The organism is Myxococcus sp. CA005, assembly GCF_006518205.1.
Taxonomy (GTDB): Bacteria; Myxococcota; Myxococcia; order Myxococcales; family Myxococcaceae; genus Myxococcus; species Myxococcus xanthus.
On the sequence record NZ_SRLV01000038.1, the window covers coordinates 57,963 to 76,403 of the forward strand.

The 18,441-nt window shown below is 70.5% G+C and carries 12 protein-coding genes and 1 pseudogene; 2 read left to right on the forward strand and 11 right to left on the reverse strand.

The genetic code is table 11. The annotated features are described in order from the left end of the window. From FMQ63_RS18490 to infC, 5 genes are all read right to left on the reverse strand, one after another. Positions 1-4,719, reverse strand: a complete 4,719-nt coding sequence (locus FMQ63_RS18490; RefSeq protein WP_011550716.1) for an MG2 domain-containing protein — start codon at positions 4,717-4,719, stop codon at positions 1-3. Continuing rightward, on the reverse strand, positions 4,716-6,284 hold the full coding sequence (locus FMQ63_RS18495) for a hypothetical protein (protein WP_044272948.1): 1,569 nt from the start codon (positions 6,282-6,284) through the stop codon (positions 4,716-4,718). Before FMQ63_RS18495 ends, FMQ63_RS18490 begins: the two co-directional genes overlap by 4 nt. Further along, positions 6,281-6,949 (reverse strand): DUF1175 family protein, encoded by a 669-nt coding sequence (locus FMQ63_RS18500; protein WP_011550714.1) that lies wholly within the window; start codon positions 6,947-6,949, stop codon positions 6,281-6,283. Before FMQ63_RS18500 ends, FMQ63_RS18495 begins: the two co-directional genes overlap by 4 nt. 29 nt (positions 6,950-6,978) lie before the next feature. Next, a complete protein-coding gene (locus FMQ63_RS18505; RefSeq protein ID WP_026114227.1) occupies positions 6,979-7,875 on the reverse strand; it encodes a DUF2135 domain-containing protein in 897 nt (298 codons plus the stop codon). A gap of 243 nt (positions 7,876-8,118) precedes the next feature. Beyond that, positions 8,119-8,862 (reverse strand): translation initiation factor IF-3, encoded by a 744-nt coding sequence (gene infC, locus FMQ63_RS18510; protein ID WP_011550712.1) that lies wholly within the window; start codon positions 8,860-8,862, stop codon positions 8,119-8,121. Between the two features lie 505 nt (positions 8,863-9,367). Between infC and FMQ63_RS18515 the strand changes: the two genes are divergently transcribed. Further along, positions 9,368-9,982: a DUF938 domain-containing protein gene (locus FMQ63_RS18515; RefSeq protein ID WP_011550710.1), complete on the forward strand. Its 615-nt coding sequence runs from the start codon at positions 9,368-9,370 to the stop codon at positions 9,980-9,982. A 130-nt stretch (positions 9,983-10,112) separates the two neighbouring features. Next, on the forward strand, positions 10,113-10,934 hold the full coding sequence (locus FMQ63_RS18520; protein WP_011550709.1) for a TonB family protein: 822 nt from the start codon (positions 10,113-10,115) through the stop codon (positions 10,932-10,934). A gap of 36 nt (positions 10,935-10,970) precedes the next feature. On the opposite strand, the pseudogene FMQ63_RS38745 reads toward FMQ63_RS18520, so the two are convergent. From FMQ63_RS38745 to FMQ63_RS18560, 6 genes and pseudogenes are all read right to left on the reverse strand, one after another. Further along, positions 10,971-11,689: pseudogene (locus FMQ63_RS38745) on the reverse strand (IS5 family transposase); the annotation flags it as partial. 143 nt (positions 11,690-11,832) lie between these two features. Further along, positions 11,833-12,240, reverse strand: coding sequence for a low molecular weight phosphatase family protein (locus tag FMQ63_RS18535; protein WP_011550706.1), 408 nt, complete (start codon positions 12,238-12,240; stop codon positions 11,833-11,835). A gap of 546 nt (positions 12,241-12,786) precedes the next feature. Continuing rightward, the gene (locus FMQ63_RS18545) at positions 12,787-13,617 is read right to left on the reverse strand and encodes a hypothetical protein (protein WP_011550704.1); all 831 of its coding nucleotides are present in this window, start codon (positions 13,615-13,617) and stop codon (positions 12,787-12,789) included. A gap of 77 nt (positions 13,618-13,694) precedes the next feature. Further along, the gene (locus FMQ63_RS18550) at positions 13,695-15,962 is read right to left on the reverse strand and encodes a PAS domain-containing sensor histidine kinase (protein WP_011550703.1); all 2,268 of its coding nucleotides are present in this window, start codon (positions 15,960-15,962) and stop codon (positions 13,695-13,697) included. Between the two features lie 206 nt (positions 15,963-16,168). Then, on the reverse strand, positions 16,169-16,654 hold the full coding sequence (locus FMQ63_RS18555) for a thermonuclease family protein (protein WP_026114083.1): 486 nt from the start codon (positions 16,652-16,654) through the stop codon (positions 16,169-16,171). Further along, a partial coding sequence (locus tag FMQ63_RS18560; protein ID WP_228556447.1) for a lamin tail domain-containing protein occupies positions 16,642-18,441 on the reverse strand: 1,800 nt, incomplete at its 5' end. The genes FMQ63_RS18555 and FMQ63_RS18560, both read right to left, overlap by 13 nt.

Below are 18,441 nucleotides of genomic sequence, written 5' to 3' on the forward strand. Positions count from 1 at the left end.
CTACAGGTCGCCCAGGTGCTTCTTGGAGGGCACCACCTTCAGCGAGTCCGCGGCCGTCCGCCCGTGGATGCTGGCGGCGTACATGTCCTCGATGTGCGCGGGCGGCGCGGAGAAGGTGCCGGCGAACTGCGCGCGCAGCACGTAGCCCACGGTGCGCGGGCTGTCGCTCCACCAGGCCGGCTCCTCGAAGAAGAACGTCGCCCGCTCCGGGTTGAGCACGCGGCGCTTGAGCGCCTCGGGCACCAGCGGCAGCGAGTGCGGCGGCCCACGGAAGGCCTTGTCCTCCTGGAGCGGCACGAAGCCCGCGGGCACCGCGTCCTCCACCACGTAGTACGCCGAGCGCACGCGGTTGTCGCCGCGCGCGTCCAGCGTCAGCTCCACGTAGACCTCCTCGCCCTGGGACACGGTGTCGCCCGCGCCCAGCCGCACCTTCCCGCTCTCGCGCAGCACGTAGTAGGCGCGCTGGATGGACATGCCCTCCGCCTTCGGCTGCACGGCGGACAGCGGCGTGCGCGTGGTGGCGCGCAGCGTGGCCACGCCGTCGAAGCCGCCCACGTCCACGGTGCGCGTGCCCGGCGCCAGCACCGCCACCAGGCCCAGGCCGCGCGGGGCGAACTTCACCGGCGTCTTCACGCCCTTCACCTCGGGCGCCTTCATGCCCTGCATCGCTTTCGCGTCGCGCTCCAGCAGCCACAGCGAGTGCAGCAGCGTGGTGCTCCGGTCGAAGGTGGACAGGTCCGGCTCTGACAGCAGCTCCAGGATGCGGCGGCGCGCGCGGGTGATGTCCAATGTGCCGAACGAGGCCGCATGCGCGGCGATGGCCGTCATGCCCACGCGCCGCAGCGGGAAGCGGAAGAAGGCCTCCGACTGCTCCAGCGACTGGCCCGGCCCAAGGGCGGCCAGCGTGGCGTAGCCCTGCGCGCTGCGCGCGACCAGCGCGTTGATTTGAGTCTGGAGCGCGGGCTCCTTGATGACGCCGGCCTTCTCCGCGGCCAGCACCGCCAGGGCCAGCGGATACAAGTCCCCGCCCTCCGCGCCCTGCACCAGCGCACGCACGCGCGCGGCCTGCTTGGAGCCCTCCAGCCGCGCCAGCACGTAGGCGCGCGTGGCCTCGTACTCGGGCGGCAGGCCCTCCTGCGCCTCCAGCCAGCGGGCGCTCTCCACCAGGCGCGGGTCGGCGCGGTCCACCAGCCCCGCCTCGGCCGCGTAGGCCAGACCATCCAGCGCGATGAGCGTCTGCGGCAGGCTCGGCGTCTCATAGCCACCGAACCAGGTGAAGCCGCCACCCTTCACCGACATGTCGAGGATGCGCGCGGTGCCCTGCACGGAGCGGCTGCGCGCCTCCGCCAGCAGCGCCTGCGTGTCCGTGTCCAGCTTCGCCAGCGCGCCCGCCTTCTGGAGCACCTGGTACACCGCCACGTTGGGCACGGTGGTGGACACCAACTGCTCCAGGCAGCCGTAGGGGTACGTGAGCAGCTCGCGCACGTTGGACAGCGCCGCGTCGACGATGGACGGCTGGAGCACCAGCTCCACGCGCGCCAGCGTCGCTTCCTGAGGCGCGGGCACCTCCAGCGCGCCGCCGCCCCAGGCGCTCACCTTCACCACGTCCTCCACCGCCGCTGGGCCCACATCGAAGCGCTTGAGGTCCCTCAGCGAGTCCTTGCCGCCCGCCACATTCACGGTGAGCTGCGCGGCGCCCGTGGACGAGGCCTTCAGCGTCAGCGGCACCACCTGCTCACCGCCCTTCGCCAGCTCCACCTTGTGCTCGAACTGGTCCGCCTTCAGCGCGCCCAGCGACGCCAGCTTCACGTCCAGTAGCTGGCTGGCCGGCGACTTCTCCCCCGCCGACAGGCGCACCGAAGCGACCGCCTCGTCGCCTTCACGGAGGAACTGCGGCAGCGCGGCGTAGAGGTTGAGGCCGCCGCGCGTGGCGAACTCGGAGGTGCCCTCGCCAAAGCGGCCGGAGGTGTCCGCCGCCACCGCCGTCACCACCCACAGCGTCTGGTTGGAGGGCAGCGTGAAGCGCACCGTGGCGCGGCCATCCCGGTCCGTCACCACCGCCGGGTCCCAGTGCGCGGTGTCGCGCTCCAGGTCCTTCGTCTGGCGGCTGGGCGGCTTGATGGAGGCGAAGGCGTGGTCCGGCAGCCCCGCCATCTTCCGCGCCAGCGCCTCGCCGTAGCCGTAGCCCTGGAACTCCGACGAGAAGAAGTTGGACACGTTGTTGCGCGCCGGCGGGTAGAAGAAGTCCAGCACCCTGGGCCGGAACTCGCTCTGGATGGCGTAGACGGCCTTGTCCACCACGCCCACGGAGAGCTGCGCCACCACGCCGCGGCCCTCGTGGTCCACCACGCGCACGTCGATGCTCTGCTCGGTGAGCGGCGTGGCCTCCGCGCGGCGGGGCTGCAGCTCCACCGTGAGGGTGCGCTCGCGCGGAATCACCCGGAAGGCCACCGTGCGCTCCTCCCAGCGGCCCGTGGCCGTGGGGTACGCGACGGACGCGTACACCGCGCTGCCGAAGCGCTTCTCCACGTTGAAGCTGTGCACCAGCGTGCGGCCCGTCAGCTCCACCACCTGCGTGTCGTAGAGCGACGCGCCCGACAGCGTCACCCACACCGGGCCCGCATCACGGCCACCCGAACCCCAGCTATCCGGCATCAGCGCCACCAGCTTCGCGGTGTCGCCCGGCGCCAGCGTCCCGGACAGCGAGGCCAGCGTCAGGTTGGGCACGCGCGCCACCGGCTCGTCCGCGCCGCCGATGACGAGCAGCGACTCCTCGCCCTGCCACGTCTCACCGTTCTTGTCCTTCACCACCACGCGCGCCAGCACGCTGCCCACGTCCGAGGTGGGGACCTTCTCGCGGTGCGTGCCATCCGCCGCCGTGGAGAAGGAGCGCTTGCCCAGGCTCTTCTCCGAGCCATCCGCCTTGCGCAGCACGAACTCCACCTCGCCCTGCGTCACGCCGTAGGGCTTGCCCGACAGCGTGGTGGCGCGAATCGCCAGCGTCGCGTCGCCGCTCTTGGCCACCACCGCGTCGGAGTAGCGCGCCAGGCCCAGCACCTCCACCTTCGACAGGAAGAAGGCGGACGTGGCGTTGGCGAAGGTCTCCTGGTCATCGCGCGCGCGCACGGTGAGCGAGTACCGGTACGGCAGCCGCTCCTCGCCCGCGGCCAGCGCCGGCACGGCCACCTCGATTTCAGCCTCGCCGTTGGCGTCGAAGGCGCTGGCGCTGGACCACGGGTCCTCATACGCGCCGCGCGCCTCCACGGAGGAGTACAGCCGCTCCGGCACACTCAGCTTGCCCTCCGTGGTGGAGGCGCTGCCGTACGTCACGTCGCTGCCCTGGCCGCCCTTGCCCGCGTCATCCACCCAGGCGGGCGCGTCCAGCAGGCTGCGGTAGAGGAACACCTCGTACTTCGTGGCGTCGGGCGTGCCACCGGCATAGCGGCGGGCGCGCACCTTCGCGCGCAGCGTCTGGCCAGGCACCACCGTCTCCGACGCGGGCTCCATCTCCAGGTAGAACGTCGGCTTCACGTAGTCCTGCACGCGGGCCTCGCCCTGGTGTGGGTGCCCGTCCACCTCCGCCTCCACGCGCAGCACGCCGGTGCCCAGGTCGTCCGGCACCTTCAGCGTGCCGTGGAAGGCGCCGAACTCGTCCACCGCGGCGCGCGTGGTGAGCGCGCGGCCCTCCTGCGAGACGAGCTTCACCTGCACCTGGCGCTTCTTCGGCGTGAAGAGGCGCGCCAGGAAGGTGTCCGGCTGGCGCACCACACCGCGGAACTTCACCTCGTGGCCCGGCTTGTAGATGGGCCGGTCGCTGTAGATGAACACGTCCGGCGCCACCGCCAGCGCGGAGTAGAAGTCCGTGTCGACGATGGCCGTGTCCCCACCTGCCGTCGCCGTGGCGATGACGCGCGGCTCCGACACCTCCAGCGTCACCTCGCCCTTCGCGTTCGTCTTGCCGGCGGGGCCCTTGCCCTTGGGCAGGTACACCTGCACCTCGGCGCCCTCGCGCGGCTTCTGGTCCCGGCCCGCCACGCGCAGCAGCACCTGGCCATCCGTCTGCTTGAGCTGCACCGTCAAGTCACTGACGACCAGCACCACCTGTCCCTCCACGCGGCCCTGCACCAACTGGAGCACGTAGGTGCCCGCGGGCAGCGGCGCCAGCGTGACGCGGCGCTCCTGGAAGCCGCTGGAGCCACTGGCGTTGAAGCCGGGGACGTTGAAGTCCCGCTCGGCGCCGCCCAGGTCCAGGTTCAGCCACTGGCTGCGCGTCACCGTGAAGCCGGGCGGCACGCCCACCAGGCGCTCCGGCCCCTCGGCTACCTTCGCCAGCGGCTCGCCCGAGCCCGACGCTTGCGGCGCACGGGGCAGCACCTCTCCCACCTCGTCGCGGAAGGCCGGGCTGAGCGTGTCGAGCAGGAACATGCCCGGCGTGCGGACCGCGTTGAAGCCACGGCTGAGCGCGCGGCCCGGGTTCTTCAGCGTGGGCGGCGTCTGGTACGCGCGACGCAAATCACCCTGGGCGCGGATGAAGGCGTCCAGGTTCTCCGGCTTGAGGACGCGCAGCTCGACGGGGCCCTTGTCCTCGAAGGCGACGTCCACCGCCACCGGCTCCTGGGTGCCATAGGAGCGCGGGACGGTGATGTAGAGCGGCTTGGCCAGGGCCACGCCGGACAGCATGAGCGCGGACAGAGCCGCCAGTCGGATGAGGCACTTCATGACCCGAAACCTCCAGGAACCAGCGAATCGCCCTGCACGGTGCCGCGCAGGCCCAGGTACGGCAGCGACTCCAGGTCGCTCCGCGCCGCTTCGATTTCCGGGGGCGCCGCGCTCGGCATGGGCGCGTTGCGGCTGACCCGGAACTCGGACAGGTATCCATCCATGGTGAGCCCGCTGAGCAGCCGGCCCGTGTTCACCCCGAAAGCCACCGAGGTGGGCGCGCGCAGCCCCGCCACCACCGGGCCCGCGGCGTTGAGCATGTTGGGCTGCTGACCCGCGCACGCCTTGCGCAGGCGCTCCAGCTCCGCGTCGTTGGACGCCAGCACCACGTGGTTGCAGTGGGTGCCGCGCACCAGCCGGTTGTAGCCACCGGAGAACAGGCCCTCCAGCGCGGCCGCGTCGTCGGTGCGGCCCCACAGCACGGCCAGCTCCACGGGCAGCTTCGCATCACCGCGCGGCGTCCACACCAGCGCCACCTGACGCGTGCGCGTGGGACCCTTGCCGCCGCCCTTCTCCCAGTACGCCTTGAGCGTCTCGGGGTCCAACGACTCCGGCAGCTTGAGCTGGAAGGCCAGCAGCACCGGCGTGTCCTCCGGCACCAGCTTCAGCAGGTCGTCGGACAGGGGCGCGGCGTCCAGGCGCGCGGGGCCGTCCAGCAGCTCGCCCGCGATGCCCCGGCCCACCAGCCGTCCCGCCTCCACGCCGAACTGGAGCCGCGTGCCCGGGGCCAGCCCCACCACGCTCGACAAGAGCTGCACCTCGCGGCCATAGGCCTCCGCGTCGTAACCCAGCTCCACGTCCACGCCGTCCTTCGCCTTCAGCGCCGGCAGCTCCGCGCACAGGCCATGGAGCACCGCCACCGGGTGGCGCGCGAGCACCAGCCTGTCCTTGAGCCGGCCCGCCCACAGCGTCTGTTCCGCCACCAGCCAGCGCTTCATCTCGAAGGTGCCTTCCGAGCCGCCGCCCGGGCAGTGCGGCGCCGTCATGCCGCCGCGGCTGGCCACGCCGTCCAGCGCCTCGTACGCGGACGTCGCGGCGCGGCCCGGCTTGGGGAGGATGAAGGCCGGCGTGCTGGAGCGCGCGTCACCGGCGAACCACGTCACGCGGAAGGGCGCGTCCAACAACTGCCCCGCGAAGAGGTCCAGCACCGCGCCCTTGAAGCCCGCCTGGAGGTCCTCGCCGGTGGAGCCGAAGAAGGCGGCCCACGCACCAATGAAGCCCTGGCCCAGCGGCTTCTGGAGCTGATCGCGCAGCCACACGTTGGCCGCCAGCGCGTCCCGCACCTTGCCCGGGTGGTGCACGTCCACCCAGAGGGCGGAGGGCGCGGCCGTACCGGGCACCTCCAGCGCCGTCATCGCGGGCTCGGGCATGCCTTCCACGCCGGCGCCCGCGCTGGGCGGGCCCTTGCGCTCGCCGCCGAGCAGGTTCGTGACCGTGCCACCGCCGTCGCCGGACTGCCCGCTGCGCCGGCCCAGGAAGAAGGCTCCGGCCACGGCACCGCCCACGAGGACGGTAACCACGCCGATGAGCAGCGCCTTGGGCGGGCCACTCTTGGGAGACGTCATGACATCCACTCCTTGAAACGGAAGAAGCCGAGGAAGGAAGCGTTCTGCGGCACCGGGCGCCACTCCAGCGGCGCCTCGGTGACCAGGTGGTGGAGGACGCCGGTGCGCACTGCGGCGCCCTTCTCCCCCGGGTGGTAGACGACGCGCGCGGGCGCATGGGCCCGGTCCTCCGGGCGCACCACCAGCATCAGATGGAAGATGGGGCCCGCGTCCTGCTCCTGGCGAAAGGCGAGCACGTCGCCGGTGCGCAGCGACTCGCGGGTGGCGTCGTCACGGCCCAGGAGCTGGAAGCTCTGCTGGAGCAGCACCTCCGCGTCCGCGAAGTCGGATGGGCGGCCCCGGCCGTCACGCCACAGCGGCGTGGACAGGCGCTCCGCGGCGACCTGCTTGTACGCGGAACGGAAGGCGAAGCGGATGAGGCCCGCGCAGTCACGCTGGTCCGGATGCCACGCGGCGTCCTGCTTGCGGACCTGGGCCAGCGCCACGCGCGCCACCAACCGGCGGAGCAGCACGTCGCGCGTCTCGGGCGTCGTGGATGCCTCCGCGTCGTGCGACGTCACGTCCGATGCCGACGGCGCCGACACGAGCGGCCGCACCCCGACCGTTCCGTTCGCCAGAGGCGCGGGCGCATGGAGCAGCAGGAGCACGGGAAGGACGCGGCGCATGGACGTGGAGACCCCGGTCGACAGACGCGTCAGTACTCGCCTTCGCCGCCGCCATCCTCATTGGACTGGAGCGCCTTGAGGGCCTCATCCAGGTTCTTCGGCCATGCGGCGTGCTTCGGACGCGGGTCCTGCGAAGGCACGAACACCTCGGCCTGCCCATCCCCGAGCACGTTCACCCAGGCCAGCACGCGGGTGGTGCCCGGCGTAGCCAGGGGGATGCGCACCATGCGGCGGATCTCGTTCGGCGTGCCTTCGAAGAGCGACAGGTTCAGCGTGGCCACGGTGTGGGCCTTGTCACCGCTGGGCCAGTAGTTGGTGGCCACCAGGTACACGCCCTTGGGCGGCGAGCGGTGGATGTAGAGGTACGGGCCATACGCGGGCTGGTCGAAGTCGCCGCCCTGCGAGTTGAGGAAGAAGGTGCCACCGGAGGGGCTCGCGGTGTCGGCCCAGTACACGTGCGCCATCTTCCGCACGTCCAGGGTGCCGTCCTTGGCACTGGCGTCGGTGGGCTCGTACAGGTGCAGGTCGGTGTAGACGCCGTCGGTGTCGCTGGTGAGCACCACCTTGAAGGGCACCGGCGGAATCTGCGCGTAGCTGGTGGCCTGCGTGCGCGCGGTGCCGGCCTGGTTGGTGGCCATCACCGTGACGACATTCTTTCCGCTGGCGGCGGGGAACTTGCGACTGAAGCGCCCGCGGTACGTGCGCATCAGGTAGCGGTCGCCGTTGATGGACACCACCACCGGGTCAATGGTGGTGTCGCTGACGGTGCCCTCGATGAGCATCATCCGGTCCACCGTCCATCCACCCGACGGCGCGGACAGGGTGACGACAGGGAGCGTCTTGCCCTTGCCAATGGGCACGCCCTGTTGACGGGGATTGGATGCGGGCGTCTGCGCCAGCAGCACGGCGAGGAGGACAGGCAGCATCACGCGTCCTTGATGAAAGGAGGTCCGCGAGCGTTCGCGGGCGGACAGACTGCGGCAGCAGTACCCTCCTTTTCAAGTCGCCTGCCAGCCTCTCGGGCGGCCTTTCCCTGGCAAGGTGCGCCGAACCTGTGGGCGGCGAGCCACGCCTGGCTGCCTGCCCGTGTGGCGGCGGCCACACCTTCCCAACTTTCGAGAGGCGCCGCACGCGGTGGGAACCCAGACCCACCGCGTGGCGGCAATCCTTCAGGACGCCGTCGGGCTCTGCGCCTCGGCTGCTGCCGGCGCGGCCTGCGCTTCCTTCTTTTCCTCGGCCGTCTCCTCGGCCTTCTCCTCGGCGCCACTGCTGGCACCGGCGGCCGACTTGCCCGCGCCCGGGGCTCCCGGCGGCGGGGGCCGCTTGGCGGCGGTGGCGGCCTGACGAACCAGCTCGCGGGCCTTCTGCGCCACCTTCGGCGTGGGCGCGAGGATCATGAACATCAGACGCCCTTCCATGCGGGGCATCTGCTCCACGACGGCCACGTCCTTCAGGTCCTTGGCCACGTCGTCGAGGATGGCCGTTCCCTGCTCCCTGTGCGTGATTTCACGCCCGCGGAACTGGATGACGACCTTCGCCTTGTTCCCGTCCTCGATGAACCGGCGGGTATTGCGGACCTTGAACTCGTAGTCGTGCTCTTCCGTCTTCGGACGGAGCTTCACTTCCTTGAGCAGGACCGTGACCTGGGCACGCTTCGCTTCCGAGGCCTTCTTCTTCTCCTCGTACTTGAACTTGCCGTAGTCCATGATCTTGCAGACCGGAGGACTGGCCATGGGGCTGATTTCAACGAGGTCCAGCCCCTCGGTCCGGGCACGGTCCAGGGCCGCCTCGAGAGGCATGACCCCGAGCTGGCTACCGTCAGACCCGACGACGCGGACCTCACGGGCACGGATGCGACGGTTGGTTCTCTGGTCGCGGCTCCCGCCGCGGCTGCTTCTCTGTTCGCGAATGATGGTGACTCTCCTCCGAATTGGGTTTCAGGCCTGCCCCCCCAAAGGTGTGGCAGGCAGGTCCGCGACAACAAGGGACCGTACACATATGTGAAGCGCCCCGCCCTGCTTGGGACCCACGCCTGGCAGTGTAACCCGCGGGCGCAGGAGTACATCCCAGTGCCCGCTCGCCCGGCAGGAAGGGGAGCCCTGGGTGAACTTTCCTCTTTGGGAGACGGTAACGCCAGAGATAACGCCCGACCTGTCCACCTGCCGTGGAACCATGCCCCCAATGTACCCCCCAGAGGCCACCTGAGGGTGACACCCCTGCTTGGCCCGGGGGGGCTGGGAATTGCCGGGTGGGAAACAAACGGGCGTGGACGGAACGTTTCTTCCAGCCCGGACCGGGAGTCACGGCAAGGGGCCCACGCCCCGCTCCGCCCACTCGCTTCCCGGGGCAGTGCGCAGGTCGTCCACTGGCGGGGGGTGGCGCTCGCCCGGAGCGCGGCGGATGTGCGAAACCCGGGGGATGAAGCGTCACGCCCCGGCCACGGAACGCAATCGCGAGCCCCTGCTCGCTGTCCTCCGCGAAGTCCTTCCCGCCTCCGGCAGGGTGCTTGAGGTGGCCAGCGGCACCGGCCAACACGCGGCCTGGTTCGCCCGAGCCCTCCCCCACCTCGTCTGGCAGCCCACCGACGTGGACGCGGAGTCGCTGGAGAGCATCGAGGCGTGGCGCACCGCGGAAGGCCCGCCCAACCTGCTGCCGCCGCGCCAGCTCGACGCGAGCGCGGCGTCCTGGCCGGAGACGGCCGCGGACGTCATCCTCAACGTGAACATGATTCACATCGCCCCCTGGACGGCCTGCCAGGGCTTGATGCGGGGCGCGGGCCGGGTGCTGCCTCCCGGCGGGCTGCTCGTCCTGTATGGCCCCTACTTCGTCGAGGGCCGCGAGACGGCCCCCAGCAACCTGGAGTTCGACGCCTCCCTCCGCGCCAGAAACCCGGCGTGGGGCGTGAGGTCGCTGGAGGCCGTCACCGCCGAGGCCGCCCTGCATGGCCTGGAGCGCGAGCGCGTGGTGGACATGCCCAGCAACAACCTCACCGTGGTCTTCCGCAAACCCCGTCCTCAGGTGTCCCCGCACTGAAGGCCGCCCGACACCGCGCCGGCTGAGTGCGGACCGCCGCACACGCCCGCGGCCCTGGAACCCTTCACGCCCGACACGCACGCCACTACCCCCATCCCGTGGCGAGACGCGGGCGGGGAGGGGGCACACCATGCCGGACGCAGCAGCGAAGGCCCGCATGCCAGAGGATGTTCTGTTCGCCTCGGCCTTCCGTGGCCACGAGACAGAGGCCTGGAGCCGCCAACGCACGCTGATGCTGGTCCTGGCCGTCATCGGTCTGCACGCCGCGGCGCTCACCGGCGCGGCCTCGTTCTGGCACGGCACACCGCGACGGCTCGAAGGCGAAACCACCCGGGGAGAAGTCCTCGTGCTCCGCCTGACCGCCATGTCACCTTCGGCCCCGGTGGGGGACGTCACCGGGCCAGCTCCCGCGCCCCTTCGGCCCCGGACCGCGCGCAGGCCTCGCCCCTCGCGCGCCCCCTCACCGCCGCGCACCGCCGCGGCGCCGCGCGCCTCCGAACTCGCGGAGCCGCTGTCCGTCGGGCGCCCCGCCAGCATCCCAGCCCATGACCGTGACAGCCTGGCGGGCCGCGCCGTGGCAGGCATCACCCAGCGCGCCCTGGGGCCCGGCTTCCCGGGGTTGCTCGTGGAGCCGCCGCCCGCCACGGCCCCCGACAACCGCGAGGACATGGCCCGGCGCTACTTCGAACAGATGTTCCGCGACCGCTTCGAGGACGTTCCCTACCCCCACGAGGCGCGGATGGCGGGCATCGAAGGGTCCTTGGTGCTGCGCATCTCCGTGGGCGTGCAGGGCCAGTTGGTGGCCCTGGGGGTGCTGGGCCCCTGCCCCCACCCCCTCCTGTGCGAAGCCGCGCAGGAGGCGGTGCGGCATGCCGCGCCCTTTCCGCCGCCTCCGCCGGCGCTCGGCGACCGGGTCACCGTCGAGCTGCCCTTCAACTACCACCTGGAATGAGCGCGCGTTCGAAGCCGCGCTAGGGGCTGTCCCTGATTAGCGCAGCCAAAGAAGCATGGATGCGACGTGCAGGACGGCGAGGTAGCTCGTCGCCGTCTTGTCATAGCGGGTGGCGACGGCCCGAAAGCGCTTGAGATCGTGGAAGAAGCACTCCACCCGGTAGCGCATCCGGTACAGGGTGCGGTCTAACGGCAACGCCCGCTTACGGCTCGGGTTTGAATGGATGACAGGCTTCATCCCGAGCTTTCGAACGTTGGCGCGGATGCGGTCGGCGTCATAGCCGGTATCCGCAATGAAAGCGGCGCCCTCGGCGTGCACCATAAGTTCTTCGGCCATTGTGGACTCGTGCTGCTGGCCGGGCGTCAGCGCGACGTGGAGCGGCTTACCTCCCGTCGTAGTGACGGCGTGAACTTTCGTTGAAAAACCTCCTCGAGAACGCCCCAAAGCATTGCTTCGGATCCCCCTTTTCCGCCCGCGGCGTCCTGATGCGCCCGGACGACCGATGCGTCAGCAAGGGAGCCAAGCTCATCCACATCGAGCCGCAGCGCCTTGAAGATGGCTTCCCAGCGCCCAGTCTTCGTCCAGCGATGGAACCGATTGTAGACCGTCTTCCAGTGACCGAACCGCTCGGGCAAATCCCGCCATTGCACCCCGGTCTTCACCCGCCACACCACGGCGTTGATGAAGTCACGGTCCCCTCGCTTCGAGCGAGGGCCCGTCCTGGAGCCCAGCAGGGGCTCGATGCGGCTCCACTCGACATCGCTCAGTTCATGTCGGCGCACAGCCCGCGTTGATCATGCCTAGCGCCAGGCAGCAACTCCGATTGAGGCCCTGCCCCAACGTGCCAGAAAGGCCGGCACGCCGGGTCGACTCTCGAACACGAGATCAGGGACAGCCCCTAGCCGGCGCGCATCCACCCTTCGCGCTCCAGCAGTCCCGCCACGCGGGCGGCCAGCTCGTCGCGGATGCGGTGGACCAGGACGTCCGACTTGTCCTTGGGGTCTTCCAGCGGCCAGTCCTCGCGCTGGAGCCCCGGCACCTGGGGACAGGCCTCGCCACATCCCAGGGTGATGAGCCATTGCGCGTCCTGGGTCAGGTCGTCCGTGAGCAGGCGGGGCTTCACGTCGTGCAGGTCGATGCCAATGTCCCGCATGGCCGCGAGCACTTCGGGATGAACCTTGTCGCCGGGCTGCGTCCCCGCGGAGACGGCGCGCGCCTTCTGGGGGTCTACCATCACATTGAAGAACGCCTCCGCCATCAGCGAGCGGCCAGCGTTGCGTACACAGGCGAAGATGACCTTGTTCATCAGACGTCCAACTCCATTCCTCACAGGTTCACGCGCCCCTCCTCGCGCGAAGTGACTTTCGACATGTTCAATGGCTTGCATATCTCACGGAGGGCTGGCCGCAAAGAGAGAGGCCGGGCGGACGGAAGGCCACACGCGCCTACCTTTGGCGGGCGCAATCCATTGCGCATGTGAAAAACGCCTGCAACTGCAACGCGGCGCACAACCAGGGTGCTCGCGCCCGCGCGGAGTCAGGCATGCAAGGGTTGACTCCGCCATGCGGAGCGTGCCGCCCTGGATGTGGATTGTCTTCTGAGCCGGGGTGCTGGTGTTGCTCGCGGTGGACCCGGCCGAGCAGTCCGGCAACACGGTCTTCCGCTGGCTCGCCAGGCGACCGCCGGTGACACAGGCGGTCCACGACAAGTCCTTCATCGTCAAGCTCAACACAGGGGCGGTGTGGGCCAGCGCGCGCGGCGGAGGGATGCACGCGCGGCGGCGGCGTCCCGGCCCGGCGCCCCCGTGGAACGGGAGGCCTGAGCCGGGAACGCCCCTGACACGGCGGAACTGCTACTCCAGGCCCGCGGCCTGACCGTCGGCGCCGGCACCACCCAGCACGAAGCCGTCGAAGGCCACGTTGGCCATCAGCTCCACGCGCTCCTTGTGCTTCTTCAGCAGCTCCACGTTGGCGGCGGCCGCCTTCTTGGATGCCTCGGACAGCGGCTGCTCCTCGTTCGCGCCGGGCTCCTCAATCGCGTCCAGCGTATCCTGGAGCTGCGCCCGGGCCTCCTCCAACTGCGCGCGCTCCTCGTCGGCGAGCGAGTCGTCCGCCAGCCGCTTGTCGACCTCGGCCAGCTGCGTCACCATCATCTTCCGCCCCTGCTCCGCCGCGGCGCCAATCTGCTCCAGGCTGTCGGCCACCATGGAGGCGTAGACGGTGGTGGTGATGCTCTGGAACTCGGCGGGCGACATCCCCTGCGCCTTGAGGCCGGCGATGTACGCCTTGCGCACGTCCGCCATCAGCCCCATGAACAGGCTCGCGGCGTCCACGGCCGCGTTGAAGCCCGGCTTCTCGTCACCGTCGCCCGCGTGCTGGGCCTCGAACTCCTTGGACTTCGCCTCGAAGGCCTTGAAGGCCGGCAGCGCCGACTCGCGCACCGTCAGGTAGGCCAGCAGCCGCGGCTCGTCCAACGGCAGCACCTGCCCCTCCGGGGGCGCCTTGAATGGATTGCTGGCGTTGAGCTGTGTCAGCTCCTGCTCCTGGGCCTGTATCGACTGCATGGCTTCGATGCTGCCGCCGAACTTGTTCTTGGCCCAGATGCCACCCGCCAGCATCAAGCCGATGCCCGCCAGGATGAAGACACCGCAGCCGATGCCCAGTCCGATGAGGACCTTCTTCATGAAACCCTCCAGGGAAGACGTGTCACCACGGACCCCGTGCTAGCCGGGCTGGGCCCCCTGGAGCAAGCGTCACGGTGTCACGGAGCGTCGACGTCCGGGCGAGCAGGCGGCATGGGCTGGCGGGGCAGGCGGGCCTGGAACGTGGTTCCCTCCTGCTCCGTGGAGTGGACGCGGACCACGCCGCCGTGGGCATCCACGATGTGCTTCACGATGAAAAGGCCCAGCCCCAGTCCGCCACCACGGGCGCCCTTGCGCTCCGGGCGCTTCATCGGCTCGAACATGCGGGCCCGGAGCTCCGGCTCAATGGGCCCACCCGCGTTGTGGACGGTCAGCAGCATGTCGTCGCGCAGCCCATGCGTGCGGATGCGCACCGGGCAGTGCTCCGGGCTGTAGCTGAGCGCGTTGTTGACCAGGTTGGTGATGACCTGAGCCAGCCGGTCCGCGTCCCACAGTCCGTAGCCGTCTCCCCGGCACTCCAGCTTCAGCGTCCGCTCCGGGCGGGTGAGCCGGACCTCCTCCACCACTTGCCGGGTCAGCTCGTGCAGGTCCAGCCACCGGGGCTCCATGGGAATGCCGCCGCCCAACCGGGCCTGCGTGAAGTCGAGCAAATCCCTCAACATGCGCGTGGCGCGCTCCGCGCTGGAGAGGATGCGGCCCAGGCCCTTGCGGAGCCGTTCATCCAGGCCTTCCCGCCGCAGCAGCGCGGTGGCGGACATGCTGATGGCGGCGAGGGGGTTGCGCAGGTCGTGGCTGACGATGCCGATGAGAAGCTGCTCGAACTCCGCGCGCCGCTTCGCCTCTAGCTCCGTGGCCCGCCGCTCGGTGATGTCCTGCATGGCGCCCACCATGCGCACCGCGTGGCCCTCGGCGTCCCGGACCACCTGCCCCCGGTCGGCGACCACGGCCCAGGTGCCATCCCCGCGCAGGAAGCGGTACTCGTCCGCCCAATGGCTCGCGCCCTGGTCGATGACGGCCTGCATCTCCCGGGCAATCCGCTCGCGGTCCTCCGGATGGATGTGCTCCGTCCACCACGCGATGTCCCGCGGCGGGGCGCGCGAGGCCAGCCGGAACTGGACGGCGGCCAGCTCACTCCACTCGATGGTCCCAGCGTCCAGGTCCCAGTCGTAGATGACGTCGCTGGTCGCCAGCGTGGCCAGCCGGTAGCGCATCTCCGACTGGCGCAGCACCTCCTCGGCGCGCCGCCGCTCGCTGATGTCCAGCGACACGCCCGCCACACTCATCACGCTGCCGTCGGGCCCGATGACGGGGGAGACGCCCGTCATGAAATAGGAGCCCGCCATCTCCACCTCCAGGGTGAAGGACTGGCCCTCCTGGGCGCGCAGCGTGGCGGCCACGAGGTCCGGCCGGTCGCGGTACACGTCGAACGCGGAGCGTCCCACGTAGGCGCCTCGGTCCAGCCCCAGCGCGCTCAGCCGCTCGCCCTCGAAGAGGGTGATGATGCCCTGCGCGTCCGTGGCCCAGAGGATGACGGGCAACTGGGTGACGATGCGGCGCAGGTGCTCGCGGGCCTCGTCCCGCTCGCGCTCCAGCCGCTTCGCCTCGGTGAAGTCGGTGGAGAAGCCACACACGCCAACGACGCGCCCCTGCGCGTCCGGCAGGGGGAACTTGAGGGTCTGGAAGACGTGCAACCCGTCGAGGAGCGGCACGTGCTCGTCAACGGTGAGTTGCTGGCCGGAGTCCATCACCTGCCGGTCATTGCCGGTGAAGGTGCTGGCGACCTCCGCGGAGAACAAGTCGAAGTCGGTGCGCCCCATCACATCGCGGCGGAGCTTGCCGGAGGCCCTCTCGAAACCATGGTTCACGTAGAGGTACCGGCCCGCCGTGTCCTTGGCGTAGATGAGCGTCGGCGCGTGGTCGAGCAGCCCGTGCAGCCAGGCCCCCGTCGCCCGCGCGGTGCGCTCGTCCTCCAGGGAGGACTGGCCCACCGCCTCCACCAACCCCGCGTCGAGCACCTGGGCCAGCGCGCGCAGCCCCGCGAGCTCGGGGACCCAGCCCACGGATTCCAGGCTCTCGAGGATGGCCTCGCGCAGCGCGCCATACTCGAGCACCAGCGAGCTGATACCGAAGCCCGCCAGGTAGCGCTCACGTCCATAGTCACGGCCCAGGGTGCGAGCCTCCGCCAGCCGCGCCGCCATGGAGGGGATTCGGAGCAGCGCCCCGAGCCGCCCCACGAGCTTGTGGAGGGCCCCCGCCTCTGCGATCGCCAGGGGTGCGAGCGCTCCGAGCGCGGCGCCCACCCCCGCCATCAGGCGCCGGGTGATGTCCTCCCGTAGGACATCCAAGACGTCCGGCAGCGAGAGCGTCGGCGTGACGCTTGGACTCATGCGCGCGCCTTCATGGTCGATGATTGCCCTGGCATGTCCTCACCAGCCCCCCAACCAGGAACGCCCGCCCTCTCCATGCGGGCCGCGCGTGGCTGTTATCATTGGGATACATCCCATCCCCCGGCGGGACTGCCCGTCTCCGAGTCGGGCTCGGATGATGCCTCGCGGGAGAGACAGCCACGGCGGAGCCTCGTCCGACAGGTGGCTCACCGCTGACAGGAGACGGGCGCGCAGGCCCCCCAGACACCGCGCCTCGCCAGCCGGGCCTGCGCCTCCAGTGCCTGGAACTCCGCGCGTCTCGAACGGCCCGCGGGAGGAACGTGGAGCACGCAGGCATGGCCTCTCTCCACCAACAGCGTGTTCACCTCGCGCCCCTCCACGGACACGTAGGCGAGGAGCCGGCCGAAGCGATCCTCGCACGCCTCGCCATAGGTCAGCGCTACCCGCCTGCCCTCGACGAGTCCCCGGTTGAAGGCATGCGCCTCCGGACCGAAGCAGTCACCGCCCGTGCCCGTACGCTCCGGTGCATCCGCGAGCAGGTAACGAACACGCTCGCCGCTCTCCAGGACGACCGTGTCCCCATCCAGGACCTCCGCCACCCGTCCTGAAGCGGGGCCGCAAGAGACTTCCGCGTCACCTCCACCACAGGCCGCCAGCAAACAGGCCAACGCACCTTTCATCAAAGCGCGCATGCGCGGTTCACCCCTCCCGGCGTGCCCCGGTCTCCCCGGCCATAGCGGGCCGAATCGGGGGTGGGACAGAAGCTCCCGGGCCAGTCATTGCGTTGAGGATCACTGCGCCCGGGGTCGAGCTGTGAGGACACACCTGGGATGGCCGCGCCGGTCCACGACACGGCGTCGAGCACGCGCCCGTCCACCGAGAGCTCGAGCTTCCGGCTGCCCGTTGTATTCGCCAGGTTGAAGTTGAAGGTGCCGAGCACCGCGGGCAGCCCACCATTGAGGGACGCATCCTCACTGCGCGCCAGGACCGCGCGGCCTCCTGCCTTCACGGCCAGACACAGCGCCGAATCGAAAGTCGAGCGGCCTCCGCTCTCATTGGACAGCGACACACCATTGAGGTCCACGTCGCGCAGCGCGAGCACCTCCACCCACTCCCCCATGGCGTCCGCTACCGCCTGTGGGTCCGCCATGAATTCGGTGAGGACAAGCGAGCCCCCATCGGGCCCCCTGCGCGCACGCGTCCTTCCAGTGGTCCGGTCAATACATCCGTCCTCGAGCGTCCCGGCATCCACGCCGCCATCGAAGGTTCCACCGTCGCCAACGCCGCCCAGCGTGCCCCCGTCTCCCTCACAGACACGATTCCCACGACCGGGCGTCCCCACGTTGCCGCGCGAGCCATAGGCGGCCGTGGCTGCGCACCATGCGGAGGGCGCGTCATTCTGGACAGCATCCGCGAGCGGTGCGGACACCTGCGTGGCCACGCCATCCACCGCCAGAGCGTAATCGACCGCGTCGACCACCACGCCCCCGGCCTTCACCTGCAACCGACCACCCGCATTGCGCAGGTCCATGTTGAACGTCGCCACGGGCGGGGGAAGCCCTCCGTTGAGGGTGGCATCCGTGCGACGGGCCAGCACCGCGTACTCCCCCGCCGAGAGCGACAGGCAACCCCCCGCCTTCAGCGTCGCCTCACCCGCCTCGGCGACCAGCGTCACGCCGTTGAGGTCCACGGGGGCCGTGGCTCGCAGCTCCACCCACTCACCCAACGTGTCGTCGCCACGCGGATTGGCCATGAACTCAGTGATGACCAGGTCTCCAGGCGCCGGAAGCAGGACAGGTCTCACGGCATCGCCGCCCGCGGGCCTGCACGTCGCCACCACGCCCGCGTCCTCGGGGACACCCGCGTCGCCCACGGGGCCACAAGGTGCGTTCGCGGCGCCAGGACTCCCCTGGAACGTCCCGCCGGCACCGGCGTCGGGCGAGTCACACCAGCGCGCCAGGTCGTCGTTCCCCGCCATGTCCGGCACCAGGCGGCCGTCGTAGATGCGCGACGCCCCACTCTTCGCGGGCGCGGAGAGCGGGACTTCGTCCAATACCCGCTCACCGCATCGGATGCCCAGCCGTCCGCCCGAGTTCCCCAACGCCCCCAGCCCGTCGCCATAGGCGTGGTCCACGTGCGCGGGCACCGGCCCGTCGCGCACGTCGCCCAGCACCAGATAGTCTCCCGCTGCCACCGTCATCTTCTCGAGGAAGGCATAGGCCGTCTCCTGCGAGCCATCCGCGCGGGACGCGTAGAGCGTCAGCCCATACAGGTCCACGGGGCCGCGCGTGGGGTTGTGCAGCTCCACGTACTCATGGCCCGTGTCCGTCCCCACCGGGTCGTTGAGGTACTCGGTGATGGCGACATCACCGGGCAACAGCCCCGCGCACGCCGCGTCCACGTCTTCGTCCAGGGGCGTTCCCCCACACGCCCACGCGCCCGCCAACCCCAGCAACCAGCCCCACCCCAAGTACCTGCC